The organism is Deltaproteobacteria bacterium IMCC39524 (assembly GCA_029667085.1).
In the GTDB taxonomy this organism is placed as follows: Bacteria; Desulfobacterota; Desulfuromonadia; order Desulfuromonadales; family BM103; genus M0040.
This window is the reverse complement of sequence record JARUHJ010000004.1, coordinates 87,127-110,803: the sequence shown is the minus strand read 5'-3', so window position 1 is coordinate 110,803 and position 23,677 is coordinate 87,127. Positions and strand designations below refer to the sequence as shown.

Annotated in this window: 23 protein-coding genes; 6 read left to right on the top strand and 17 right to left on the bottom strand. The window is 53.0% G+C overall.

Annotation, left to right across the window (positions count from 1 at the left end):
* Positions 1-2: 2 nt before the first annotated feature.
* The 6 genes from P9J64_10995 to efp all read right to left on the bottom strand — a co-directional run bounded on the left by P9J64_10995 (position 3) and on the right by efp (position 8,338).
* Positions 3-776, bottom strand: coding sequence for a J domain-containing protein (locus P9J64_10995; protein ID MDG5468844.1), 774 nt, complete (start codon positions 774-776; stop codon positions 3-5).
* A gap of 152 nt (positions 777-928) precedes the next feature.
* Positions 929-1,843, bottom strand: coding sequence for an EF-P lysine aminoacylase EpmA (epmA, locus tag P9J64_10990; protein ID MDG5468843.1), 915 nt, complete (start codon positions 1,841-1,843; stop codon positions 929-931).
* Positions 1,840-4,965 (bottom strand): efflux RND transporter permease subunit, encoded by a 3,126-nt coding sequence (locus P9J64_10985; protein ID MDG5468842.1) that lies wholly within the window; start codon positions 4,963-4,965, stop codon positions 1,840-1,842. Before P9J64_10985 ends, epmA begins: the two co-directional genes overlap by 4 nt.
* Complete coding sequence (locus tag P9J64_10980) at positions 4,962-6,209, bottom strand: efflux RND transporter periplasmic adaptor subunit (protein ID MDG5468841.1); 1,248 nt, start codon at positions 6,207-6,209, stop codon at positions 4,962-4,964. Before P9J64_10980 ends, P9J64_10985 begins: the two co-directional genes overlap by 4 nt.
* 1 nt (position 6,210) lies before the next feature.
* Positions 6,211-7,644, bottom strand: a complete 1,434-nt coding sequence (locus P9J64_10975) for a TolC family protein (GenBank protein ID MDG5468840.1) — start codon at positions 7,642-7,644, stop codon at positions 6,211-6,213.
* A 130-nt stretch (positions 7,645-7,774) separates the two neighbouring features.
* Positions 7,775-8,338, bottom strand: coding sequence for an elongation factor P (efp, locus tag P9J64_10970; GenBank protein MDG5468839.1), 564 nt, complete (start codon positions 8,336-8,338; stop codon positions 7,775-7,777).
* 260 nt (positions 8,339-8,598) lie between these two features.
* On the opposite strand from efp, the gene P9J64_10965 reads away from it, so the two are divergent.
* Positions 8,599-8,805 carry a hypothetical protein gene (locus tag P9J64_10965; GenBank protein MDG5468838.1) on the top strand — a complete coding sequence of 69 codons (207 nt, stop codon included), beginning with the start codon at positions 8,599-8,601 and terminating at the stop codon, positions 8,803-8,805.
* Between the two features lie 298 nt (positions 8,806-9,103).
* Here the strand turns inward: P9J64_10965 and P9J64_10960 are convergent, their stop codons facing one another.
* From P9J64_10960 to P9J64_10930, 7 genes are read right to left on the bottom strand one after another with little or no spacing between them, the layout of a single operon-like run.
* Positions 9,104-10,300: a molybdopterin molybdotransferase MoeA gene (locus tag P9J64_10960; GenBank protein MDG5468837.1), complete on the bottom strand. Its 1,197-nt coding sequence runs from the start codon at positions 10,298-10,300 to the stop codon at positions 9,104-9,106.
* A 26-nt stretch (positions 10,301-10,326) separates the two neighbouring features.
* Positions 10,327-11,415 carry an ABC transporter ATP-binding protein gene (locus tag P9J64_10955; GenBank protein ID MDG5468836.1) on the bottom strand — a complete coding sequence of 363 codons (1,089 nt, stop codon included), beginning with the start codon at positions 11,413-11,415 and terminating at the stop codon, positions 10,327-10,329.
* Complete coding sequence (locus P9J64_10950; GenBank protein ID MDG5468835.1) at positions 11,412-12,197, bottom strand: ABC transporter permease subunit; 786 nt, start codon at positions 12,195-12,197, stop codon at positions 11,412-11,414. The genes P9J64_10955 and P9J64_10950 overlap by 4 nt, the downstream gene beginning before the upstream one ends.
* On the bottom strand, positions 12,197-13,018 hold the full coding sequence (gene modA, locus P9J64_10945; protein MDG5468834.1) for a molybdate ABC transporter substrate-binding protein: 822 nt from the start codon (positions 13,016-13,018) through the stop codon (positions 12,197-12,199). Before modA ends, P9J64_10950 begins: the two co-directional genes overlap by 1 nt.
* Complete coding sequence (locus P9J64_10940) at positions 13,011-13,373, bottom strand: winged helix-turn-helix domain-containing protein (protein ID MDG5468833.1); 363 nt, start codon at positions 13,371-13,373, stop codon at positions 13,011-13,013. The genes modA and P9J64_10940 overlap by 8 nt, the downstream gene beginning before the upstream one ends.
* Positions 13,370-13,879, bottom strand: a complete 510-nt coding sequence (gene mobB, locus P9J64_10935; protein ID MDG5468832.1) for a molybdopterin-guanine dinucleotide biosynthesis protein B — start codon at positions 13,877-13,879, stop codon at positions 13,370-13,372. Before mobB ends, P9J64_10940 begins: the two co-directional genes overlap by 4 nt.
* Positions 13,876-14,475 (bottom strand): molybdenum cofactor guanylyltransferase, encoded by a 600-nt coding sequence (locus tag P9J64_10930; protein MDG5468831.1) that lies wholly within the window; start codon positions 14,473-14,475, stop codon positions 13,876-13,878. Before P9J64_10930 ends, mobB begins: the two co-directional genes overlap by 4 nt.
* A 244-nt stretch (positions 14,476-14,719) precedes the next feature.
* Here P9J64_10930 and P9J64_10925 point away from each other — a divergent pair, with 244 nt between their 5' ends.
* The 5 genes from P9J64_10925 to P9J64_10905 are packed head-to-tail and all read left to right on the top strand — an operon-like array spanning position 14,720 to position 19,093.
* The gene (locus P9J64_10925; protein MDG5468830.1) at positions 14,720-14,971 is read left to right on the top strand and encodes a chaperone NapD; all 252 of its coding nucleotides are present in this window, start codon (positions 14,720-14,722) and stop codon (positions 14,969-14,971) included.
* Positions 14,972-14,998: 27 nt separating this feature from the next.
* On the top strand, positions 14,999-17,320 hold the full coding sequence (locus P9J64_10920) for a molybdopterin-dependent oxidoreductase (protein ID MDG5468829.1): 2,322 nt from the start codon (positions 14,999-15,001) through the stop codon (positions 17,318-17,320).
* Positions 17,321-17,341: 21 nt separating this feature from the next.
* Positions 17,342-17,983 (top strand): MauM/NapG family ferredoxin-type protein, encoded by a 642-nt coding sequence (locus P9J64_10915; GenBank protein ID MDG5468828.1) that lies wholly within the window; start codon positions 17,342-17,344, stop codon positions 17,981-17,983.
* The gene (locus P9J64_10910; GenBank protein ID MDG5468827.1) at positions 17,973-18,752 is read left to right on the top strand and encodes a NapH/MauN family ferredoxin-type protein; all 780 of its coding nucleotides are present in this window, start codon (positions 17,973-17,975) and stop codon (positions 18,750-18,752) included. Before P9J64_10915 ends, P9J64_10910 begins: the two co-directional genes overlap by 11 nt.
* Positions 18,753-18,772: 20 nt before the next feature.
* Complete coding sequence (locus P9J64_10905; protein MDG5468826.1) at positions 18,773-19,093, top strand: hypothetical protein; 321 nt, start codon at positions 18,773-18,775, stop codon at positions 19,091-19,093.
* 282 nt (positions 19,094-19,375) lie between these two features.
* On the opposite strand, the gene P9J64_10900 is transcribed toward P9J64_10905, so the two are convergent.
* The 4 genes from P9J64_10900 to nifV form a co-directional block, all read right to left on the bottom strand.
* A complete protein-coding gene (locus P9J64_10900; protein ID MDG5468825.1) occupies positions 19,376-19,720 on the bottom strand; it encodes a hypothetical protein in 345 nt (114 codons plus the stop codon).
* A 16-nt stretch (positions 19,721-19,736) separates the two neighbouring features.
* Complete coding sequence (locus tag P9J64_10895) at positions 19,737-21,029, bottom strand: sulfite oxidase (protein ID MDG5468824.1); 1,293 nt, start codon at positions 21,027-21,029, stop codon at positions 19,737-19,739.
* Positions 21,030-21,303: 274 nt separating this feature from the next.
* Positions 21,304-22,116 (bottom strand): hypothetical protein, encoded by an 813-nt coding sequence (locus P9J64_10890; GenBank protein ID MDG5468823.1) that lies wholly within the window; start codon positions 22,114-22,116, stop codon positions 21,304-21,306.
* Positions 22,113-23,252, bottom strand: coding sequence for a homocitrate synthase (nifV, locus tag P9J64_10885; protein MDG5468822.1), 1,140 nt, complete (start codon positions 23,250-23,252; stop codon positions 22,113-22,115). The genes P9J64_10890 and nifV overlap by 4 nt, the downstream gene beginning before the upstream one ends.
* Between the last annotated feature and the right edge of the window lie 425 nt (positions 23,253-23,677).

Genomic DNA, 23,677 nt, shown 5'->3' with positions numbered 1-23,677 from the left:
GATCACAGGCGGCTGTTGGCGCGATTCCTGGTGCGCTGCTTGAGCTGGTTATTGTGATTCTTGAGATTCGTCGAAATCTGGTCAGCGTCTTCTTCTGTGAGCAGCCCCTTCTCAATAAAATAGTGACCGAGTCTCGTTTGTAATGAACGCTGATATTTCAACAGTGCGTCAACCTGGTGTGGTTTGAGATAGCCGAGTTCGACTGCTTTTTTGCCGAAGCGGGCGGCTTGGCCACGGTGCTGGAGAATTTGGCTTACCTTGGCATCTGAGAGCCAACCCCACTTCTCGGCGAGGGCGCCGAGCGTTGGTCTTTGTCGCCGTTGCCAGACCAGGGCTTCGATCAGTTGCTGATAGGAAACTTTCCCCTGGTAGTAGCTGTACATGCCGAACTCGAGGGGAATCGATGGTATCTTCGAGGGTCTGGCGTGAGGTTTCTGCTGCTCGCGCTTCCGGGTCGTCGTGTTGCCCCAATGGGGTGCTGTGTGCGCAGGTCTTTTCGCAGAGGCGGTTTTGCGGCTGAGATGACGATTCTCAAGAAACTCGATAATCAGGTCGTAAGCTTGACGGATTTCCCGGAAGCGTTCGGTCTGCTGGTTGCGGATATTCTTTGAGGAACTCGCGTGAGCGTCGGGATGATGAGCTTTGGCCTGACTGCGGAAGGCGGTTTTTGCACCGCTTGGCTGCAGGTAGTTGAGAAAATCACGAGACAGGTTGACCTCTTTTCCGAAGAGGGTTCGGCAGGCATTAAAAACAGCTGTTTCAGAATGAAAATGCATAGTCAGTCAAGGTTTCTGTCAAGTGGATGTCCCTGCCTTTTTTATAGCCTGTCGGCAGGGGGGAAAACAAGAGACTTTTCCTCTGAACTAATAATTTTAACGTTCAAACTCATTGCTTGAAAATTTATCGCTCGATTTTATGATTGCGTTGATCACAAATCATCAGGACCAAAAGCAACGACATCGTCAATCTTTTCTGCCTCTGTGATCAGCATGATCAGGCGATCAAGGCCGAGGGCAATTCCGGCCGCTTCAGGTATGTTTTCCAGTTCGGCGAGGAATTTTTCAGGGAGAGGATAGGGTGTCTTACCCGCGGTGCGCCGCAACTCTTCGTCCTTTTCAAAACGGCGGCGTTGTTCCTCCGCATCGGTCAACTCCGAAAAAGCATTCGCCAGTTCGAGGCCGTCGATGTAAAGCTCAAAACGTTCAGCGACCTGCGGCTCTCCGGGTTTACTGCGGGCCAGGGCCGCGAGGCTGCTTGGATACTCGGTCAGAAATGTCGGTTTCTCTTTGCCCAGATGCGGTTCAACCTCACTGGTCAGGATCTCCTCGAAACAATCTGAGGCCAGGGCCTGGTTCAGATCCATTGACGCATATCGGGTAAAGGCCTCTGTAACTGTCAGCTTCTGCCACGGCATGGTCAGGTCGATCGTTCGTCCCCCCCGGTCAAGCTTGCCTCCCGGGAGCAGAACAAAAAGCAGTTCCATACATTCGTTCATCAGCGCGTTGTAGTCGATTCCAACCCGATACCATTCGAGCAGGGTGAACTCCGGCAGGTGAAACTGACCGCGTTCACCATTTCGCCAGACCCGGCAGATCTGGAACAGCTGCTCGTACCCCGCAGCCAGCATGCGTTTCATCGCCAGTTCAGGAGAGGTGTGTAAGGCGCAGGCGCCGCTGGCGACCGCATCGATGTGAGGCTCGGGGGCGTTCGCCGGGATTCGGTGTGGGGTCTCCACCTCGAGGTAGCCGCGATCGATGAAAAAGCTGCGGATGCTTTGAATGATCTGCGCCCTTTCGGTGAGTCTTTGCCGCTTTCGGGACAAAGCCCAGTTTGGGTCGCTCATGATCCTTCCTCGTCAGGCACTACCCCGAAAATTCTGTTGTACCATTGCAGGACATCATCTACCAGCAAGTAAAGACTGGGCACCAGCAACAGGGTGATGACCGTAGCAAAGAGGATGCCGAAGCCCAGGGAGAGAGCCATCGGGATCAGGAACCTGGCCTGGCGGGAGGTTTCGAAAATCATTGGTGCCAAACCACCGAAGGTGGTCAGGGTGGTCAGGATGATCGGTCGGAAACGGCGGGCGCCGGCGTCGCAGACTGCGGTAAAGGCAGAAGCTCCTTCGAGACGCTGACGGTTGGCGTAGTCGATTAGCACCAGGGAATCGTTGACCACCACGCCGGAGAGGGCGACGATGCCCATCATGCTCATCAGGCTGAGGCTGTAACCCATTATCAGATGGCCGAGAACGGCACCGACCACACCGAAGGGAATCGCCAGCATGACGACCATCGGCTGGCTGTAGCTGCGGAAAGGGATTGCCAAAAGAAAGTAGATAGCGATCATCGCCATGATAAAGCCGTTGGCCAAGCCACCGGTGCTCTCTTTCATGCGGGCCTGGCGACCCTGATAGCCGTAGGTCAAGCCGGGGAAGTCCTGGGCCAGTTCAGGCAGTATCTGGCTGTTCAATGTGGCCAGAATCTGACCAGTCTCACTGATCGGTTCGACGCCCGCGGAGACACTGACCGTGCGCCGGGCCTCGCGGCGGTTAATGGTCGTATAGGCACGGCCACGGCTCACCTCGGCGACCTCAAAAAGGGGAACGAAGGTGCCCGCAGGCGTTTTCATCATCAGATTCTCAATATTGAATTCACTGCTTCTTTCGCTCTCTGGGAGACGTACGCGTACCGTGACTTCGTTGCGGCCGCGCTGCTGGCGCAGGGCCGTGGTGCCCGAGAAAGCATTGCGTACCTGGCGGGCGATGTCACGCGAGGTCAGCCCCAGACTTTCTCCCCTCGGTGAGATGCGGAAGTCGAGTTGCTCTTTTCCCGGAGTGAAGCCGTCATCGATATCCTTGACGTTAGGGAACTCGGCCAAACGCTCCGCCAGGGTAGCACTGGCCCGGTCAAGCACATCGGTGTCACGATGCGAAAGTTCAACGGTGAGAGCTGCTCCTCCTCCGGGACCGCCACGATCAGATTCATAGCGTAACGACTCCAGACCGATAATCGGACCGACCTCTTCGCGCCAGAGGTTAGTCACGGTTCCTGTGTTAAGTGGGCGCACTTTAGGGGGGGTCAGATAGGCTGTTACGCCGACTTCTGACTCATTGACCTCTGCATAGACACCCTGCAGGAGTTTGTCGCCACCATTTTCAGCCGCCACTCTTTCAATGCCGTTAACCAGTCGCTTCTGAACCATCTCAGCGGCAGAGAGGGTACTCCCTGCCGGAAGAACAGCGGTGACCACAGCGCGATCCGATTCGACCCGAGGCATTAGAATCATGCCGATACGACCACTCATGACATAGCTGAGAATGATCATCAATACGGCCATAGCGATGGCAACTGTCAGGCCGCGCCAGCGGATGCTTAACTTCAGCAGCGGGCGATAACGACTATCGATGAAGTGCGAGACCTTTGCGCTGAAGTTCTGCTGCCACTCGTGCAGGCGCGCGGTCAGCTTGCTGGCCGGGGTGCTTCGGGTATGGGCGAGGTGAGCCGGCAGAATAAAGAGAGCCTCGACCAATGAGATGGCAAAGACGGTGATGACCACCACGGGAATCGCCTTCCAGATTTTGCCCATGACTCCAGGTACAAAATAGAGTGGCATGAAGGCCACGATGTTGGTGAGAATGGCGAAGGTGATAGGTATCGCAACTGTACGGGCACCGAGAATCGCAGCCTTGATCATGCCATGGCCGCGTTGACGGTATTCGTAGATGTTCTCGCCGGCCACGATTGCGTCGTCGACCACGATCCCCAGAGCGACGATAAAGGCGAACATGGAGACGATATTGATCGAAACACCCAATGCGGGTAAAAACAGCAGGCCGCCGAGGAAGGAGATAGGGATCCCCATGGTCACCCAGAAGGCGAGTTTGAACTCGAGAAACAGGCCGAGCAGCAGCAGGACCAGGCAGAGGCCGATGCCGGCATTTTTCAACAACAGGTTAAGTCGTTGTTCGTAAATCTCCGAGCGGTCCCGGTTGATGTCCCAGTCGATACCCTCTGTAATGTCGGCTTCAATTTCGGTCATGGCGTTACGAACCGCCCGCGAAACACCGACCGGGGTCTGATCTCCAACCCGGTAGACATCGAGTCCTATGCTGCGCTGACCGTTATAAGTGGCGAACCGGTTGCTGTCTTCAAAGGCCTCACGGACTGTCGCGATATCTTCAAGCCGAACGACCGTACCGTCAGAGGCACTGATGATCGGGATGCGGGCGAACTCGTTGGCCCAGTCCCGGCGATCTGTTACGCGGAGCAGAATGTCGCCGCCGTCGGTTTCGACCGCTCCGCCTGGAATATCCGTCGAGGCGGCGTCGATGGTGCGTGCTATGTCGTCGAGGGTGAGCTTGTAGGCGCGGAGTTTTTCTTGCGGGACATCAACATGGATCTCCAGGTCGCGTGCACCTGAGAGGTCGATCTGGGTAATTTTAGGGTCCTGGAGCAGTCGGTCGCGAACCTGCTCTGCCGTTTCACGCAGAGCGGCTTCGGTGGTGTTGCCGTACAGTTGGATGTTGAGCACTTCGCGGCGGCGGGCCACCAGCGAAACCTGCGGTTCCTCGGCATCATCAGGGAAGCTGCGGATGCGGTCGACCTCCTGCTTGATATCCTGGTAGACTTTCTGTTGATTTATGTCGGCCAGCAGCTCGATGCTCACTGATCCGCTGCCTTCGCCGGCTCGTGAGGTCAGCTCCTTGATGCCTTCCAGGCCGCGTACGGCTTCCTCGACTACGAGCACGATGCCCTGCTCAACCTCTTCGGGGCTGGCCCCCGGGTAGGCGACGCTGACCGTAACCCGATCGAGTTCGAACTCGGGAAAGACCTCTTTCTTGATCTGTCCAGAGACAAAGAACCCACCCATTATCAAGGCAATCATCAGCAGGTTGGGCGTGACCCGGTTATAGACCATCCAGGCCAGTGGGCCGCGCTGCCAGCGTTCTTTTCTTGTCGGCTTCATGGTTTGCTTTTCTCTTCAGCCGCGGGGCTTGACGTCTCAGCCTCTTTCAGCCGTAAGGACATACCCTGCACCGGTGAGGGCAGGTTGGTTGTGATCAGCTTTTCGCCATGGTTCACACCGCCAGTGACCAGAACCTGGTCCTGGCCGCGAAAAGCGATCTCTACAGTGCGTATGTCGAGGCGGCCTTCTTCATCCATGATCCAGAGCTGCTCACCGTTATGGATAAGGTCACGTTCGATCGCTGCGGCCTTCGCCAGGAGCTTCCCTTCGATTTCGACCCGGACGTAGCTGCCAAGCAGAAGCTTGGGCTGCTCCGACGAGGTTGGCTGCAGGGAGAGAGGGTCAGGTATTTCCGCCAGCAGGGTCGCCATGCGACCATTCTCTTCAACCATGGCCGTCAGGCCGACTAACCGGCCGCTACGGGAGCGGTTTGGACCCCAGGCGACTGAGTCGTAGATACGTACCGGAGAGCCGGATTCACTGTCCACTTGACTGATGCTGATCCACTGCAGCTGGCTGGCCGGAATCGGCGCTTCAACCCAGTAACTGTCACTGCCAACCAGCGTTGCCAGTGTTGTGGACGGTGAAACGCGTGTGCCGAGATTGACTTCACGAGACATGACCACGGCGTTAAACGGTGATCTGACAGAGGTTCTTTTCAAGTCCAGCTGTGCCTGCTCGAGCCTTGCCCTGGTTCCTTCGAGAAGCGCCCGATTGTTCTCAAGTTGTGGTTCTCTGAGCATCAGCGTCTTTTCCGCTTCGCTGACGCTTTCGCCAAGCAGTTCGAATTCTTTCTGTGCGACCCGCTGTCGGCCCAACTCCACCTGCATATCCGATTCAACCCGGGCCACCTCGCTGGCGAGCTGCCTGACCACAAGTTGGTAATCACTGGGGTCGATGACGAGCAACTCTTCGCCTTTGTTAAAGCGCCCACCGGGGATCAGGTTGTCACCTACCTTGATGATTTCACCACTGACCCGGGGCTTGAGGGCGACTTCACGCTGTGGTTTGACTGTTCCCATGATGCTGACGGTTGTTGTGTGAGGACCCAGCTCAATGGGGCGAACATCGACCAGAACGGCATTGCGCGTTTTTGCTCGGGGTTTGGCTTTTGGTCCTGATTGCATCATCCAGACCGCGACGGACGCACTGATGATGATGACGATGACCGGCAACAAAAGACGCAATAGATTGGCCTTGGTCTCTTCTCCGGAAGTCGATGGCTGGTGTTGGTCTGGACTCATGCTATTCACCTCTTAAGGGCGTTTGTTCAGGTTGTCGCGTCATCTCCCATCCGCCGGCTAATGCCCGACAGAGGTTAACGCGGTTTTCAAAAAGTTCACGCTTGGCTGTAAGCCTGGTGCGTTGCAGTCGCTGCTCCGAGATCAGGGAGGTAAGGACGCGCTGATAATCCTCTGCCCCGTTGAGGTAACGATCGCGTATGCGTTCAGTGGCCTGGCCTGCCAGTTCCAACTGACGATCAACGCTGATCAGATACTCCAGCTGTTTTTCTTCGCGGGTCAGGGCGTCTTCGACCTCGAGCAGTGCGTCGAGGACGGTCTGGCCATACTGGTGCAGAGCCTCGGAGGCGACACTTTCGGTGCGCTCGACCTCTGCGCGTCTTCGTCCGCCATCGATAATGGGTGTCAACAGATTGGCCGCCAGCGAGGCCAACCAGTCATCGAAAAGATCTTCAATCTCTTCGCTCGTCGTGCTGGCACGGCCGGTCAGACTGAGGCGGGGGAAACGATCTGCGACGGCTGCGGCGACCCGCTTGTCGGCCGCTTGCAGTTTCAGCCACGCAGCGCGCACGTCCGGGCGGTTCTCGATCAGGTCACTCTGTAGCCCTGTCGCCGGTAATGGAGGCAGCGCATCGAGATTATCTGTTGTCGACTGGGTGAAGTGGGTCGGGGAGATGCCCAGCAGGATCGCCAGCTGATTCTGCCTAACCTGTGCCCGGCCAGCGGTCAGTGCGAGTTCGCCTTTCTGGGTTTCCACGACCTGGCGTTGTTGCAGGACGTCGGCGATGCCGACCTGGCCGGTGCGGAACTGCAGACTGATAATCTCGAGGGTCTTTTCATTGGTCCTGATTTGCTGTCCAAGAATCTCAATCTGGCCACGCTGTTCAAGGAGTTGGAACCAGGTGGCAGCGACTTGAGCAGAAAGAGTCAAGGCCGCGGTTTGCAACTCCTCGGTGCTGGCTTGTGCATCCAGTTCTGCGGCGGTGGTGATGGAGTCTATTCGACCCCAGAGATCGACTTCATAGCTAGCGGCCAGGCCAAGATTGTAACTTTGCGAGGAATCGGTGCGGGAATTGATTCGTGATCTTTGTGTGCCGAGGCCGATGTCGGCATCGACCTGCGGTACCAACGCAGCGCCTGCCTTGCGTGCCACAGCATAGGCCCTGTCGACCCGATCCCACGCGGTCTGCAAGGTGAAGTTACCTGCAAGGGCACGGCTGATCAGGCTGTTGAGTGTTTGATCTTCGAAGGTCAGCCACCATTGTTCAGGAAGTTGCTCCTGTCCCGACCCAGAGAAGCCCCCCTGCGGTTGAAGGGGAGGCGCTTGACGGGAAACCTGTGGTGAGCACCCGGTCAGGAGCAGCACGATTATTGCCAGGCAGGTTACGAGAGATCGTTTACCCGGGCTGCTGAAGGAGTGTTTTCCTTGGCTCGACATGATGGTTACTTTCTGAAGAAATGTTTTGTCTTGTTGGCATTCACCATATTCTAGACGAATCAGCACCGGAAAAGTTTAAAAAAAAACGCCCGCAAGCGGACGTTTCTTTAATTTCTGATCGGTTGAAAAGCTATTCTTTAACGCGAGTCACATATTCGCCGGTGCGTGTGTCGATCTGAATCAGGACACCTTCATCTACAAAAGAAGGGACCTGAAGGGTGTAGCCAGATTCCACGGTGGCCGGTTTGTTGTTGCCGGCAGCGGTGTCGCCTTTGACCCAGGGGTCGGACTGGGTGACGCGCAGGTTAACGAAGATGGGCAGGGTGACGCCGATGCCGCGCTCGCCATGCAGGAGGACCTTCACTTCCATGTTGTCGACCAGGAAGTACTTGTCGTCGCCGAGAACTTCTTCACTGATCGAAGTCTGCTCGTAAGTCTTCTGATCCATGAACACATAGCCGGTCTCATCCCGGTAGAGGTACTGCATGTCGCGCTCATCCAGACTGGCCGGTTCGAAGCTCTCGCCAGAGCGGTAGGTGCGGTCGAAGAGTGAGCCGGTAATCATGTTGCGCAATTTGCACTTGTAAAGAGCCTGGCCTTTGCCGGGCTTGGTAAAATCAAACTGGACGATGACGTGAGGCTCATTGTCAATCATCAGCTTGATGCCTTTTTTCAGGTCTGCACAGCTATACATTGGGAAACTCCTTCAGGACATAGGTACTCTTTGCTACGGAGTGCTGATTTTATACACAAAAGACTGGCGAGTGTCATGGTTTTTTTGTTGAAATGCGGGGTGCTCTGGATATTGCTTGAATCGTTAGGCTTTCTTCTCTGAGGGGCTGGCCTGCAATCTCCATATAAGGGCTCTTCATTGACCTCACTCCATACTGGTGTAGACTTGTAATGTATTAATTTTTAAAGATTTGTCTGAACCCGTTGTTTTTGGGAGCGATCGTGATGCCGTATCGAGTGAATGTGGAACTGAAAGACGGTGCTGTCTGTCAGATGGCCAAGAAAGCCTTTAATGTTTTTCTATCGTTGGACAAGGTTGCGAGGTTCAAGCGATCCAATGGCTGGATTGATGTAGAGAAGGATGTTATGAGGGACTCGAACAGGGAGAGCGATTACCCGCTGTTTGCGGATCGTAGAAATACTGGTTAAGGTTTTTAGTTTGTTGTCAGGAACAGATTAACTGTTCACGGCCACCTGATGACGGGTGGCTGTTTCTTTTTTGGCAACTGATGTCAGCCCGGCCCTGGGGGCGTAGGATTGCGCGAGTCGATGGGCCGCTCCCTACTATCGACAGTCGTTGCTAAGTAGATGAAGTTACCTTTTTAAGTTTTCTTCGAAAGTGATTTGCGGGCCTTTTTTGTGTAACGAATTGTGAAGCAAAATACAACGTAATTAACTGTGGTTTAATTCCTTGTCGCCAAAGATCGTTTCAGAATGCCCTAAAGAGCTATGACCCCTCGATGAGCAGCACCTCGACCTGATCTCCTGAATACAATGAGTTGACATGAGTCGGTACGGCAAGGATTGCATTCTTGGATGCAAGACATCGGTTCTGCCCAGATCCCTGTCGTTGGGATACGGTCACTCGATACTCGCTTTTGTCCCATTGCAATGAACACCAAAGAAAGGCCTGTCGTTTCCCGTCGCCCATCACTTCGTGCGTCAAGGTCGCCATGCGTTTTTCCGGTAGGACGTCAACCTCTCCAGCAAGCCGTTTGAGTGCAGGTTTTACGAAAAGCTCAAAAGTTGCGGCCGTTGCCGCCGGGTTGCCTGGGAGGCCAAAGAAGGGCTTCGCTTCAAGCTTACCGAACAGCAGCGGTTTGCCAGGTTTGATCGCGACTTTCCAGAAGATTTTTTCAAAATTGCGCTTTTGCAGGGTCGCTTGGACATAATCTTTCTCACCAACGGAGACCCCACCTGTTGTGATGATAAGGTCAGCATCAATTGCCTGGTCGATAAGTTGACCAAGAGTTTTCTGGTCATCCGCTCCAATGCCCAAGCAGATCGGAGTACAGCCGCATTCGAACAGGCGTGTTCTGAGAAAATGCAGATTGGAGTTGACGATTTGCCCCGGGCCTGGAGTTTGTCCGAGTTCTACCAATTCGTCGCCGGTTGAAATAACAGCAACCCGTAGTCGGGGATAAACGCAGGCATGTTCGACGCCAGCGCTTGCAAGCAGTGCTATTTCTCCCGCCTTCAAGATCGTTCCCGAATTAACTAAAATCTCTTCGGCTCGGTATTCTTCACCTGCGTAGCGAACATGCTGGCCTTGCTTTGGGCTTTCATTGAGAAACACCTTATTGTTCTTCTCGATGGTATCTTCAATCGGAACAACAGTGTCTGTTTTCTCGGGTAGAGCGGCTCCTGTGGTTATGCGTACAGCTTCACCTGGATGCACTTGGCCTGAAAAGGGTTGCCCCGCATACGAGGCACCAACAATTGAGAGTCCTCCTTCAAGATTTTCAGGAAACGCGTTAATTGCAAAGCCGTCCATGGCTGAGTTGTCACAACGCGGCATCTGCCAAAGAGCTTTCGCCGGTTTGGCAAGAATGAGGCCGGACGCTTCATGAAGAGAAGTCTCACGTGGCTTTAGAGGTGAAACAGATTCAACAACACGTTGTAATGCCTGATCATAACTGATCATCACCGTTCTCCCTATGTGCAGCTGATTTAATTCAATGGAATTGTCCAAAGACTTCTTTTGCGCAGACAAATCTGCAAATCATCTCCGATTGTATAGCCAAGGTCTCGCATAGCGCAGTTGGGCAGTTCCACGTCAACCGTGACTTGGCTTCCCTTCAACGTGACACAAAGTGTATGAGTGCCGCCAAAAGCCAGGATATCGGCAACGGTGGCCTGGAAAAGGTTTTCTTGCAACTCGAGCCCCAGAGGTTTGCCGGGCCGGATGATAACAACTTCTTCCGAGCGGATGCCGGTCGCATATCTTCGCCCTATCTCCACGTTCATGTGAGCGGGAACAGCCACCCTGATTTCATTGCCCATCTCTACGGACCCGTCCGGGAGTATTCTTTCAGCTTTCATCTCGAAGATATTCTGGTTACGCAGAAAGCGTGCAACCTCGAGTGTTTCCGGCCGATAGTAGATGTCATCTCTTGAACCAATTTGGCAAATCTTCCCCTGAATCATGACGGCTATTTTTTTGCCCAGCATAAAGGCTTCTTCCTGGTCATGAGTGACGTGAAGGATGGTCACATTGAGCTGTTGGCTGATTTCCCGCAACTTGACCTGAAGCTGGCGCTTGATGGTTGCGTCCAGAGCTGAAAAGGGTTCGTCGAGAAAAAGCACTTGAGGCTGTGGCAAAAGCGCCCTGGCGAGAGCAACGCGTTGTTTTTCACCTCCGGACAGACTTGTGACATCATTCCGGTCAATAAATTTGTGTAGATTGAGAAGGGTTTGCAGGTTGCTGAGGTGATCTTCGGTGGCATCCTTGTCGAGGTTACGTCTTTTAGCCCCAAAGAGGATATTTTCACGGACATTGAGATGCGGAAACAAGGCCAGGTCTTGCGGCAGGTAAGAGATGTGTCGTTGTTCGGGGCGTGAGCTGGTCACATCCTGTCCATTGAGCCAGACAATTCCGCGGCTTGACGAGATCAACCCCATGCAGGTTTCCAGGAAGAGTGTTTTCCCGGAACCTGAAGGACCGAGCAGGGTCAAGTAGGATTCTTGGCCGAGGTCAAGATCAATCGGTCCCAGGATAAAGTCGCCCCGTTGCGCTATCAGTCCTTCGGTACGAATCATATTTTGTGCTCCAGGACCTTGCGAACACCAAAGAGTACTAGCAACGAGATTCCGATCAGGATGACCATCAGGGTCACTGCTTTGGGGAGATCAGCCATCGACATTGCCAGATAAATGCTGCTCGGCAGAGTTGCGGTTTGCCCCTTGGCTGTTCCGGCCACCATAACGGTTGCGCCGAATTCTCCGATGGCTCTTGCCCAGGTAAGAATAATTGCTGCCAGAATACCCCGTTTGGCCAAAGGCAGGGTTACATACAGAAAACTTCCGAAAGCTGTGCAACCGAGCAGACGTGCAACCTGCTCCTGGCGTGGGTTGATCTGTTCAAAGGTGGCTTTGAGCATGCGGACGCTGATTGCAATAATCACTGTAAACTGGGCGAGTACGATTCCGGCGACGGTGAAGGGGAGGGTTATCCCGAGACTGGAGAGAATCCGGCCAACGCTCGTGTTCCAGGACATCAAAATCAAGGTCCCCAGGGCGATAGGAGTCAATACCATCGGCAGGTCAATAAACGTATCGACGAAACGTTTTCCCGGAAAGTGAATGCGGGCCAGGGCGTAAGCCGATGGAATTGCAATTACCATGGCGATGATGCTGCTGACTGTTGCCGCGAAAACACTCAGCGCAATGGCCGACTGGAGATCACTTTGGGATAGCTGATTCGTAAAGTGGCTCCAGCTGAAAAATGACGTCTGGCTAGTGAGCAGCAGCAGGAAATAGGCTGTCAATAAACAGAGAGGCAAAAGCATGCTGAGTTTAAAGACTTTGTCACGATGAAGCATCACCAAACCTCATTCAGTGGGAAAGTGCCTCCAAGAACTGCCTTTGGGGCGAATTGCCGGGCCTCTGCTTCCGTTGTCAGGTACCCCCATTTTTGAAGTATCGCCTGTCCCTCCCGGGAAGCAAGGAATGACAGAAAAGCATCTGCTCCTTCCGGGTTACTTGCGCTGATAAGCTTGGCCCCCGGGACGTAAGCGAGACGTGGGATTTCCTCCGGGAGAGGAAGAATGACCTCCATGGTGTCAGGTTGCCACGTGGCAAATTCACGCCAGCCGATAACAACGTCAACCATGTTGAGGGGGATCATGGCCGCAGTTTTGGCGCAGCTTTCCACCATCCCTTTCAGGCGAGGGCGCAGCGGCTCAAGAAGATGATTGGCATGCAACAGCTCTATTGCGTACAAGCCAACACAGACACCGTCCGGGTCTGCGAGACCGATGCGAAGGTCCTCCCTCTTCAAGTCATCCAAAGATTTTATCCCCAAGGGGTTGCCTTTGGCGACGACGAGTGCCGGAACGAGGTAGGCAATAGTCACCGAGTCCTTGGCAACCAATTTAAAATCGAGGGCCTTCTGCATGTAGTCAGGAGAGCCCGGGATATAGATGTCGCCCTGGCCCGTTAGGTGAGCTTGGTTCAGCATGCTGCCAGAACTGCCCAGGTGAAGAATGACGCGGAGGCCTGTTTTGGACTGAAATGTTTGCGCGGCTTCTTCCAGGGGGGGTTGGGCTGCGGTTCCGGCAAAGACCACAACCGGCTTGTCGGCTAAAGTCTGTTGTGGTATGGCGCAAGCCAGTATTATGCAGAGTGCCAGGAGTCTAAACATTGTCGATGGTCTCTGTGTTTGGAAAACATGACATAAAACATCGATCAGCTTCAGAGTTGACCTTTGTTCGCATTGTTTCGAATTTGCCTAACAGTTCGAGCGTAGTGGGTGTCAAATGAGTTGCTCCGCCATCCTTGCCGCCAGTTCTCTTCGCAAGCAAGGGAAAGGGAGCGGTCTCCTCCATGGCCTGCAACTGAGCCCAGACTTTTCGGTATGACATGCCAAGGGCGCGAGATGCGGCATTGATTGACCCGTGGTTATGGATAGCGGACAGGATGCGATAACGACCAGCTCCGAGAAAAGGCTTGCCATCAATTTCCAGCCAGATTTTGCTGCGGACTTGAAATAGGTTCATGACAAATAGCGCTTTACGATCAGGTTGCAGAGGCCCGAAGCATCATTAATGCCATAAAGAGGAACATCCACATCCAGAGAGCTGTCCGAGGCGATAGCGATCAGGGTTTCGTCTCGGTTTTCAGTGCGACAGAGCAGTTCGTTGCTCCTTTCATGACGATGCACTTCAATCTTCGGCATCGCACTTTTTTTGAAGCCCTCGGTTAGAACCAGATCGACATCCTGGAAGTAGCTTTCAATAGTCTCTTCGAGTGACAGCTCAGTTTGCGGGGAAGTCTTCTTGACCATGGCAAGCTTTTCGGAAGAGCTGATCACCATCGTGTCAGCACCGGCTTGAGTCAGTCGCCAGGAGTCTTTCCCTTCGTGATCGATGTCGAAACGGTGAGCATCGTGCTTTATGACACCAATTTTGTAGCCTCGATATTTCATCTCGGCGATCAGTTTCTCGAGCAAAGTGGTTTTGCCCGTACCACTCTTGGCAACGATCGAGACAACCGGTATCTTCATTTTGCTTCCTCCTTGATTTTGTTCCTATCCGCAGGCGTATTGATATTTATCAAGCTCTTTTCCCAGCCTTCAGGCATGTCACACCAATTTAAAAAATTGACATTGAGTTCAGCGTAGAGGTTGAAGATACTCTTTCTCCCTTGTTGTAATGCTTTCTCGAAGACCGGTAGGCAATTCTTGTGGTAGAGCGCGAAGACGGGTTCAAAGCCTGACGGAGACTCCGGGACGACAGCATCAGAAGAATGTCTCAGTTCAAGCAACATCTCAAGGATTCGAAAGTCAGGGCAGGGCATGTCGCATGCGGATACAAAGACCCAGTCTGTGTCAGCAGTATGGAGAGATGTGAATATCCCACCGAGTGCACTGCCGGGGTATATGTCAGGAATGCAAGGGATGACCCCGGAAGCGAGATCCGGTCTATCACCGGAAATCATAACCTTTTGAAAATAGTTACACAGCAGTTCAAGTGATCGGGAATAAAGTGCTTGTCCGTTTGCAACCAGAAAAGCCTTGTCTCGACCCATCCGGCGGCTTTTGCCGCCAGCAAGCAGGACTCCGGTAACATCTGAATATTTAGCGCTGTGCGAATCATGCATAACGATTGTGATTATAAATGGTTGCGATAAACTTGCAAGGCTGATTATTAAGACTTAATAAACAGCAGGCTGATCTTCAAAAATTGACCTGAGTCAATAGTTCTGTTGGTCAAATAGATTAGTGTAGATTTATTCACCCTCTAGCTTTGCTGTTGATATCGGTTCTCGGGACACAAGGCTGACATAACGCCTTCCCGTTTATTCATAATTATTATTTGCACTCACCGATTGAAGGAGAAAGCTTATGCCTGTCAGTGGACTTGTTATTCAGGTCGATCCCGCCCGGCGAAATGCCATCATTTCCACCTTAAATAACCTCGATAATGTTGAGTTGACCGACACTCCGGATGGAAAGCCTTTGGTTGCCGTACTCGATGTTGAATCGATGCGAGAAGAAGAGGCGTTGTTCAAAGAAATAAACGACATCTCGGGTGTTCATAATGTGTCTCTCAGTTACCACAACTTTGAAGATATCAGTGACGACCAGAATACTTAATGCTCACACAAGCCAAGGAGAGGAGTTATGGATATCAGGAGACGTGAATTTATCAAGGGTGCTGCTGCCGCAGCCGCCCTGGCCGCTGTGGGGCTACCGGTGAACGCAATGCTGGCTCGCCAGGCTGAAGCAGCGAACATGGGGATTACATGGGATAAAGCTCCGTGCCGTTTCTGTGGGACAGGTTGCGGTGTCCTGGTCGGAGTCAAGAACGGAAAAGTTGTTGCGACCAAGGGTGATGCTGAAGCGCCTGTCAACAAGGGTCTGAATTGTATCAAGGGGTACTTCCTGGCCAAGATAATGTACGGCGAAGACCGTCTCACCAAGCCGCTGCTGCGCAAGGGTGACAAGTTCGAGGAAATTTCATGGGACGAGGCCCTCGACAAGATTGCTGCAGAGATGCAGAAGGTGATCAAGGAGAGCGGCCCCCAAGCGATCGGCATGTTTGGTTCTGGACAATGGACCATACATGAGGGTTACGTCGCTTCCAAATTCATGAAGGCCGGAGTCGGCAGCAACAGCATCGATCCGAACGCTCGTTTCTGCATGGCGAGCGCCGTGGCCGCTTTCATGAAAACATTCGGCTCCGACGAGCCGATGGGAAATTACGACGACCTTGACCTGGGTGACACCTATTTCCTCTGGGGCGCAAACATGAGCGAGTGTCACCCGATCCTCTTTTCGCGCATGACCGCCAACCGTGTGAAGAACCCCAACGTCAAGATCATCGATTTTGCGACCCGTTACAGCCGCACCTCGAAAGAGTCTGACCATTATGTTGAGTTCATACCGCAAACTGACTTGGCGTTGGCGAACGGTATAGCCCATGTCATTGTCCGTGACAAACTCTACAACGAGGACTTCATTAAGGCCAACACCATCTTCAAGACAGGCAAGACCAACATTGGCTACGGGGTCGAGGACAATTTCTCTTTTACAGACAAGGAAGAGGTCATTGACTTTGACACATACAAAGAGATGATCAAAGAGTATACGCCGAAAAAAGTCGAAGAGCTCTCCGGTGTGCCGGCCAAGACGGTTGAGGAGATGGCCAAGCTCTATGCAGACCCGAAGCGCAAAGTCTGCTCCTACTGGACCATGGGATTTAACCAGCATGTTCGCGGTACCTGGGTGAACCAGCTTGTCTACAACATCCACCTGCTGACCGGTAAAATTGCACAACCCGGACAAGGTCCGTTCAGCCTGACTGGCCAGCCTTCAGCATGCGGAACAGCTCGCGAAGTAGGGACTTTCGCACATCGCTTGCCAGCTGACATGGTGGTCATGAATCCTGAGCATCGTAAGATTGCAGGAAAAATCTGGAAAGTCGACCCGGACAGCATCCCCGCCAAGCCAGGATACCACGCGACTGAAATGCTACGTGCACTCGATCGTGGTGACATAAAATTCCTCTGGGTGCAGGTCAACAATCCCTTCCAGGCTGCTCCAAATGTTGATCGTTTCCGCAAGGGCGCTCGAAAGGATGGTCGTTTTGTTGTTGTGTCAGACGCTTATCCGACCCGCTCAACAGAAGTAGCTGACTTGATTCTTCCAACAGCCATGTGGGTGGAAAAAGAAGGCATGTTTGGCAATGCCGAGCGTCGCACTCAGCACTGGAACAAGATGGCAGATGCACCGGGTGAATCAAAAGAAGACCTCTGGCAAATCATTGAGGTCGCCAAGCGAATGGGAATGGGCAAGCTGTTTGATTTCCCGAAAGACAAACCACTGCATCAGGCGATCTTCGAGGAGTATCGTCAGTTCACCCTTGGTACCGGCAAAGACCTTGCCCCCTACGAGGTCTACAAGAAGGAAAGGGGCGTTATTTGGCCTTATATTAATGGCAAATCTGTTCCTTGGCGCTACAACGAAAATTACGATCCGTTGGTTGCCAAAGGCAGCGGAATTCAATTCTATAAGGCTAAGAAGTATGACAAAAAGGCGGCTATCTACTTCCGCCCTTACGAGCCAGCCGCTGAACCACCTGACGCCAGTTACCCGTTCTGGCTATGCACCGGTCGTGTTCTCGAGCACTGGCATACCGGCACCATGACGGCCCGCGTCCCGGAGCTACATCGCGCCGTTCCTGAAGCTGTTTGCGAACTGAATCCCGAAGATGCCAAGAAGATGAAGGTCAAGAATCGTGACAAAATCCGTCTGACAACAAGGCGTGGATCCCTCGAATTGCTGGCCAGCGTTGGTGAGCGCGGCATTCCGGGCAAGGGGAGTGTGTTCGTACCTTTCTTCGACGAGAACAAGATGATCAACAACCTGACTCTTGATGCATTCTGTCCGATCTCCAAGGAACCGGACTATAAAAAGTGTGCAGTGAAAGTTGAGAAAGTATAAGGCAAGGGTCACTGGACAAAGATGAGTGCAAACAATGTTAAACAGCCGCAAAAGAACCTGCCGACTGGTGTCAAGGGGGCACTGGTCGGTGCCGGTGCGTCCTGCCTGGTGCTGAAGGCAGGTTCCGGTTACGGCTGGATGCTGCGTCCTCCTGGTGCTGTCGCGGAGGACGATTTCCTTAAAAAATGCCTTCGCTGTGGACGTTGTGCTCATGTTTGTCCTTATGATGCCGTAAAAATGGGTAAGTTGAGTGACGGGCTGGCGATCGGGACCCCCTTTATCGTGCCACGCGAAATGCCATGCTATCTCTGTTCAGACCTGCCTTGTGTTAAGGCCTGCCCGAGCGGTGCACTGGACCCAGAGCTCAAGGATCCACTAAAGACGAGAATGGGGACTGCAGTTATTAGTGAGCGTGAGGAGTGCCTCTCGATCAAGGGTTTGCGTTGTGAAGTCTGCTACCGTGCCTGTCCGGTAATCGACAAAGCAATCACGGTCGAGAATTATCTCAACGTGGAGACTGGCCGTCACGCCATATTTGAGCCGGTCGTACACAAGAAGGACTGTACCGGATGCGGCATCTGTGAGAAAGCCTGTGTCCTTGAGCGCCCGGCAATTGTGGTGCAACCGCTTCAGCCACCAACGGAGAGCTGGTATGAAAGTTAACCGTTGGACCACTGGACGTCGTTGCGTACAGATACTCATGTTGCTTTTGCTGGCAACGCCCGCTTTCGGCTGGACGTTTTTCGAGGGCAACCTGGGAGCAGCAGCAATTGTTGGCCTGCAATTGTCCGACCCTCTTGCGGCCTTGCAGATTTTGCTTCTGACAGGCACCTTGACAGCGACGATGCTCTCTGGAACAGCAATCGTCGTGGTTTTCTACGGGTTGTTTGGTGGCCGTGTGTTCTGCGGTTGGGTCTGCCCTGTGCATTTAATAACCGACCTGGTCGATCTTTTACCCTGGCCAAAAAGACTTTCAAGCTGGTCACTTGAGTGGAAAACAACGGCACTGATTGTGACCGTAATCATGACAGTAATTCTTGGCATCCCGGTTTTTGAAACTGTTTCACCGATCGGTACCACTGCAAGGGCTTTGACCTTCGGGGTCAGTTCCAGTCTTATCATAATCGTCTTGATCGTGATTGCAGAACTAGTTCTGGTTCGTCGTGTCTGGTGTCGAAGTTTGTGCCCCTTAGGTGGCTTCTATTACCAGCTTGGCCGCTTCAGCCCCCTTGTGGTCGCCTACGATACAGCGAAATGCTCCCACTGTGGAGAATGTCGACGGGTCTGCTTTGTCCCGGAAGTTCTGGCTCCAAGTCTGAAAAGTCAGAGAAATATGGTGCACTCAGGGGAATGTACGCGTTGCGGTGCCTGTGTTGGTATCTGCCCGGAAAAGGCCCTTGGTTTTGCTTTGCGCAATCCTTTTGAACGTTAACTTCTTTGATGGAGGTCTCAATGAAAAGACGCAACCGGTTTTTATTTGTATGGTTGGCCCTTGGTCTAGTGCTATTGGCTCTTTCAGCTTTTCAGACAGCAATGGCCGCAGAAAAACCTGTCGATACAGGCCTTGTTCCCGATCAGACCTCAACCGGTGACCCTCCTCTTATTCCGCATGAAGTTGAGGCGAGCGACAACGGTGAGGATTGCCTCGCTTGTCACAAGGATGGGGATGATGACGCACCCAAGATACCAGAGTGGCATGCCACCCTAACGGATTGTCGTCAGTGTCATATCCCATATGTCAAAAATAGCGACGTATTCAAGACAACGTATTGATCTTTGGTTTGCCCTGTGGGTCTTGATTGCCTGCAGGCCTTTTATCTCTGGATGAACACCTTCAGGGAGTGACACGACTTTCGATGTGGGCCCAACCAAGTTGATGCTTGCAGGTCACAGCGGTATGCCTTGGTGTTGGAAAGTAGGAGAAATTGAAGGAGATTGGCAATAAATCCGTTGTGCGAAATTTGCATAACGTCAATCAAAAGAAACCAGAACTTTGAGGTTCTGGCCCGGCCACGTATTATTGAGGCCGGTCATGAAAATAAATTGGATCTTTGTTTATTCAGGGAACTCTACCTGCAGAGGTGCCCTGCGGTATACAGCAGTCGGCCCATAGTTGGCCGCGAGGTAGTCGAGAATCGCGTTCTCAAGCTCCGGTTCAAGTTTCCATAAACCCTGCTTCTCCTGCATCCAGCGAATCATCTCAAGCCAACCCTCGCGGTTAGCCTTGTTCTGGGTGACCAGCATCGGAGAATGACATACGGTACAGGTCTTCTTGACCTCTTCGAAGCCCGGAGCAATGACGAACCCGGTCTCCTTGTCGATCTCCTTGTCCGCAGCAAGCCCGGGAACTGCCCACAGCACCAGAAGCATGGGGAATAACCATTTCAGTCTCTTTTTCATGGCTCCTCCAGACGGGTCAAACAACTTTCACTGCGACCCGATGGCACGCATTGTTCAGATAGCCGCGTGGATTCCAGCCCGGTACAACCATCGGCTGCATCTTGCCATTCTCATCAGTGGCACGGGTCCAGACTTCGAAATAGCCGGCCTGCGGGAACTTGACTTTGGTCGTCCAGTTTTGCCAGGCCAGTCTGTTGCGTGGGGACTTCAATGAACAGGATTGCCATGTGCTGCCAAAATCAATCGAGACATCCACTGATTTGACGGCGTAGTCTCCGGCCCAGGCATGGCCACGCACTTCGAGGGAGTCTCCCAGCGAGGCAACCGTTCCGGTCTTGGGGAAAGTGACCAACGATTTAACCGGCATCGACTCAATGATAACCATGTCTTCCTTAGGCACATTTGTCCCCGGAGCAACGGGATAGCCCGGTACACGGTATGACATACCGGTCATCTTGGGCCCGTCATGAACCTTGTCGCGGATGACAATACGATTCAGCCACTTGCCACAGGTCGAAGCAGGCCAGCCGCCAGTGACCAGGCGCAAAGGATAGCCGTGCAGCAACGGAATGTCTTTGCCGTTCATGGCCCAGGCAATCAGCGATTCGTCTTCCATGGCCTTGGAAATCGGAACCCCACGAGAGATAACGACCTTCTTGGGGTCTCCGCTAACATGGGTATCGGCACCATAGTAACCGATATAAACAGCGTCATCCTTGAGGCCAACATCCTCGAGGACATCACGCAGGCGAACACCGGTCCATTCCGCACAGGAAATTGCCCCAACCCGCCACTGGTTGCCTTTTGCCGGTGGATTGTATTCGGAGCGACCGTTGCCACCGCATTCGAGTTGAATCTGAAGTGTATGCTCTTTGAATTTCTTTTTCAGCTCTGCGATTGAGAAGCTGACAGAACGTTTTGCCGATTCGCCTTCAATCGTAAGCTTCCATGCCGCTGCGTCAACTTTGACCGGTGGGATGCCATTGTTGCGAACGAACATTTTGTTGTAAGGGGTGATGTCTTCATCCAGGAAGTGTGGGGGGGGTTCTGCGTTGAGCGGCTTTGTGTTGAGAACGACCATCTCAGGGATTTTCCCTTCGATTTTCATCGCCTCCTCGGCATGGGCCATGCCGACCAGTTGCATTCCCTCTGGCAACAGGTCACCGAACGGTATCTGCGACCCGACCGCCGCAGCCATTGCTGCGACGCTGCTTTTGCGAAGGAAAGATCGTCTGGAGACACCCGAATCAGCCGGTGCCTCTTGAGAAATCGTGCCTTGCTGAGTGTCACGCTCCATGTTTTTGTCCATAGTTCTCCTCCCTGCCGAAACATGCGATGTTTTGGTGTTCTAAACAAGATAACCGGTTTTCGGGATATTTCAGCAGAGAGGGCGATTTTTTAGGGCTTTTTTGTGTTTTTTGAGGAAGAATCGAGGGGATTTATCTACAGCGAAGCTACAGGATTTTTCAAAGCGCTAAATTGAAGGTTGAAACGTGATTATTATTGGCGGCAGTCGATGGGACCCTCCCTACTAAATAGGTTCTTAAGAGATCTGAGAATTCGTTGTGGAAAGATTCAATCAATCACCCCACACTACCCAAGCTTGCTAAAGACACCATGCTTTTTAAATCAATCGGTCCGATGTCTCCGTAAGCCATCAGGGCTGTCCGGCCGGTGAGTTGAAACCCGGCAGAATCACATAACTCTGGCAGCGGTGACGAGCTAAGCAAATCAACAACAACAGGAACCTTGGGATCTGTCGCTGCAATCATCCTGTTCAGCAAGGCCTGATGTGCGTGCAGTGAGGCTTCATGTGCATACCATGGCCCGATAATCTGCATGTCTGACCCTGCCTGCAACAGCGCAATGGCACCCTCAACAGCAAAAACTTGTCCGCCTTCACAGAGGACGGACAGTAAGGGGGTGCGGTTTTCACTCCAGGCCAATCGGTCTGCGTAAAACAACTCCTCGAGGAGGTTTTTACCTTCTAGCGGAGAGCCAATCGCATCTCTTGGTGACAACACCCAGCGCTCGATACAATCGACCTCAACAAAGCCCTCTTTTTCATAAATGCAGCGTCCTTGATCTGAGGCCGTTAACCAGATCGACGTCATCCGTCGTTTAACCAGATCCGCAAACACCGCCTTGAACAGGTGGCTTCCATAGCCCTTGCCGCGCAGGTTATGAGGGACGATAAAGTTGCCGATCCATGCACTCTTCTCATAAGCAACAGAGGTCAGCAATGCGCAGAACTTATGATCATCAAGCACACGCACATATTGAGCCCATGGACCTTTAAAGAGTTGCAATTCGGTGCGTGGCACCCGCCAGTTTTCACGACAGGCGAGAGCAGAGAAGGTCTCCCAGTCAGATTGGTACGGCAGCCTGATGATCATGCCACCTTCCTGTCAGCATCATAGAGCCGCAGCAAATCGTGATCAGACAACGGACGCTTTCTTCTTTGTGCAATATTTCTTACTCTTGCCAGGAAAGAGTCTGCCTCCAGCAGGTCAAGGTCTATACCGAGACCACTGAGCCGATCCTGCAGACCATGTCTCCCCGAATGTTTCCCAATCACCATATGTCGACTCAAGCCAACCTCGGCAGGATCGTAGCCCTCGTAATTGCCAGGGGACTTAAGCACACCATCGGCATGCAGCCCTGATTCATGGGAAAACACTTTTTCTCCGACAATAGCCTTCCATTCCGGTACCGGCCGGCAACTGGCCTGTCCAACGAGTTTCGATAGTTCAACAAACCGGCCCGTATCAATCGGCACATCAACGTGACAGGCGTGCTTGAGTGCCATCACGACCTCTTCGAGAGCAGCATTGCCTGCACGTTCACCGAGCCCGTTGACGGTGGTGTTAACAAACCGTGCGCCAGCTCTTATTCCAGCGATTGCATTGGCCGTTGCCATGCCCAGGTCATTATGGGTATGAACCTCCAGGTCCAGTTCGACACGTTCGGCCAGGTAGAGCACTTTGTCGTAGGTCGTGAAAGGATCAAGGATGCCGAGTGTATCGCAGAACCGAAAGCGGTCAGCACCCTGATCCCTGGCTATTTCCATCAGCTCCACCAAAAAATCCAGGTCGGCACGACTGGCATCTTCGCCACCAATCGAGACATACAGATCATGATCTTTGGCAAAACCGAGCGCAACCTTGAGTTGTTCCTTGACCCAGTTTCGATTTTTGCACAGCTTTCTCTCGATATGAATATCAGAAACCGAAAGGGAGATATCAACCGCGCGAACACCGCTGTCGATCGAGGCTTGAATATCTGAGACCACGGCCCGGTTCCAGGTGAGCAGGCGAGCATTGAGGCCCAAATCAACAAGTGCCTTGACCGATGCTTGCTCCTCCCGGCCCATCGCCGGGATACCGCACTCCAGTTCTCCGACGCCGGTCTCGTCGAGCAACTTTGCGATGCGTTTTTTCTCTTCGAGACTGAAGACGACACCGGCGGTCTGTTCGCCATCTCGCAGTGTGGTGTCGTCGATGATGACCTCAATATTTCCAGGTTCGAACATTGCGTACCTCGTTTAAAGAGAAAAAGCCCTGAACCTTTTCAAAAGGTCCAGAGCTTCATTGCCAGGATCCGGCGACTTTGCCGGGAAGTGTTTCACCGTTGACCAATAGCAAAAGACGTGCCTTTGGGACTGTCCCTGCAGTTAAGGGGTACGGCCCCTTGGTTTTACGGCCTTTTGACATCCATTGTCGGGGACCGGTTCATGTTGGTTAAGTCGCCGGCCTGGAGGAAAGTGCACAATAAACAGGCATCCTGCTCGGTTTATGTTCGTCTTGAGTAGGTACAACAAGATAGAAACAGCTGCAAAGTGGCCATTTTACGCCCTGTTGCCATCATGGCAAGCCTTTTGCTCTACTCAATCCCAACGTTAAGACATCACCCCTCCTTTGCCGCCAGCGCTGTCGGAAAAGCCGGTTCCCTTCTCGA

Excerpts from the sequence above, each read along its gene's own strand:
- P9J64_10995 (MDG5468844.1), bottom strand. The coding sequence starts at position 776 with ATGCATTTTCATTCTGAAACAGCTGTTTTTAATGCCTGCCGAACCCTC.
- epmA (MDG5468843.1), bottom strand. The coding sequence starts at position 1,843 with ATGAGCGACCCAAACTGGGCTTTGTCCCGAAAGCGGCAAAGACTCACC.
- P9J64_10985 (MDG5468842.1), bottom strand. The coding sequence starts at position 4,965 with ATGAAGCCGACAAGAAAAGAACGCTGGCAGCGCGGCCCACTGGCCTGG.
- P9J64_10980 (MDG5468841.1), bottom strand. The coding sequence starts at position 6,209 with ATGAGTCCAGACCAACACCAGCCATCGACTTCCGGAGAAGAGACCAAG.
- P9J64_10975 (MDG5468840.1), bottom strand. The coding sequence starts at position 7,644 with ATGTCGAGCCAAGGAAAACACTCCTTCAGCAGCCCGGGTAAACGATCT.
- efp (MDG5468839.1), bottom strand. The coding sequence starts at position 8,338 with ATGTATAGCTGTGCAGACCTGAAAAAAGGCATCAAGCTGATGATTGAC.
- P9J64_10960 (MDG5468837.1), bottom strand. The coding sequence starts at position 10,300 with ATGATCAGTTATGATCAGGCATTACAACGTGTTGTTGAATCTGTTTCA.
- P9J64_10955 (MDG5468836.1), bottom strand. The coding sequence starts at position 11,415 with ATGATTCGTACCGAAGGACTGATAGCGCAACGGGGCGACTTTATCCTG.
- P9J64_10950 (MDG5468835.1), bottom strand. The coding sequence starts at position 12,197 with ATGCTTCATCGTGACAAAGTCTTTAAACTCAGCATGCTTTTGCCTCTC.
- modA (MDG5468834.1), bottom strand. The coding sequence starts at position 13,018 with ATGTTTAGACTCCTGGCACTCTGCATAATACTGGCTTGCGCCATACCA.
- P9J64_10940 (MDG5468833.1), bottom strand. The coding sequence starts at position 13,373 with ATGAACCTATTTCAAGTCCGCAGCAAAATCTGGCTGGAAATTGATGGC.
- mobB (MDG5468832.1), bottom strand. The coding sequence starts at position 13,879 with ATGAAGATACCGGTTGTCTCGATCGTTGCCAAGAGTGGTACGGGCAAA.
- P9J64_10930 (MDG5468831.1), bottom strand. The coding sequence starts at position 14,475 with ATGCATGATTCGCACAGCGCTAAATATTCAGATGTTACCGGAGTCCTG.
- P9J64_10925 (MDG5468830.1), top strand. The coding sequence starts at position 14,720 with ATGCCTGTCAGTGGACTTGTTATTCAGGTCGATCCCGCCCGGCGAAAT.
- P9J64_10920 (MDG5468829.1), top strand. The coding sequence starts at position 14,999 with ATGGATATCAGGAGACGTGAATTTATCAAGGGTGCTGCTGCCGCAGCC.
- P9J64_10915 (MDG5468828.1), top strand. The coding sequence starts at position 17,342 with ATGAGTGCAAACAATGTTAAACAGCCGCAAAAGAACCTGCCGACTGGT.
- P9J64_10910 (MDG5468827.1), top strand. The coding sequence starts at position 17,973 with ATGAAAGTTAACCGTTGGACCACTGGACGTCGTTGCGTACAGATACTC.
- P9J64_10905 (MDG5468826.1), top strand. The coding sequence starts at position 18,773 with ATGAAAAGACGCAACCGGTTTTTATTTGTATGGTTGGCCCTTGGTCTA.
- P9J64_10900 (MDG5468825.1), bottom strand. The coding sequence starts at position 19,720 with ATGAAAAAGAGACTGAAATGGTTATTCCCCATGCTTCTGGTGCTGTGG.
- P9J64_10895 (MDG5468824.1), bottom strand. The coding sequence starts at position 21,029 with ATGGACAAAAACATGGAGCGTGACACTCAGCAAGGCACGATTTCTCAA.
- P9J64_10890 (MDG5468823.1), bottom strand. The coding sequence starts at position 22,116 with ATGATCATCAGGCTGCCGTACCAATCTGACTGGGAGACCTTCTCTGCT.
- nifV (MDG5468822.1), bottom strand. The coding sequence starts at position 23,252 with ATGTTCGAACCTGGAAATATTGAGGTCATCATCGACGACACCACACTG.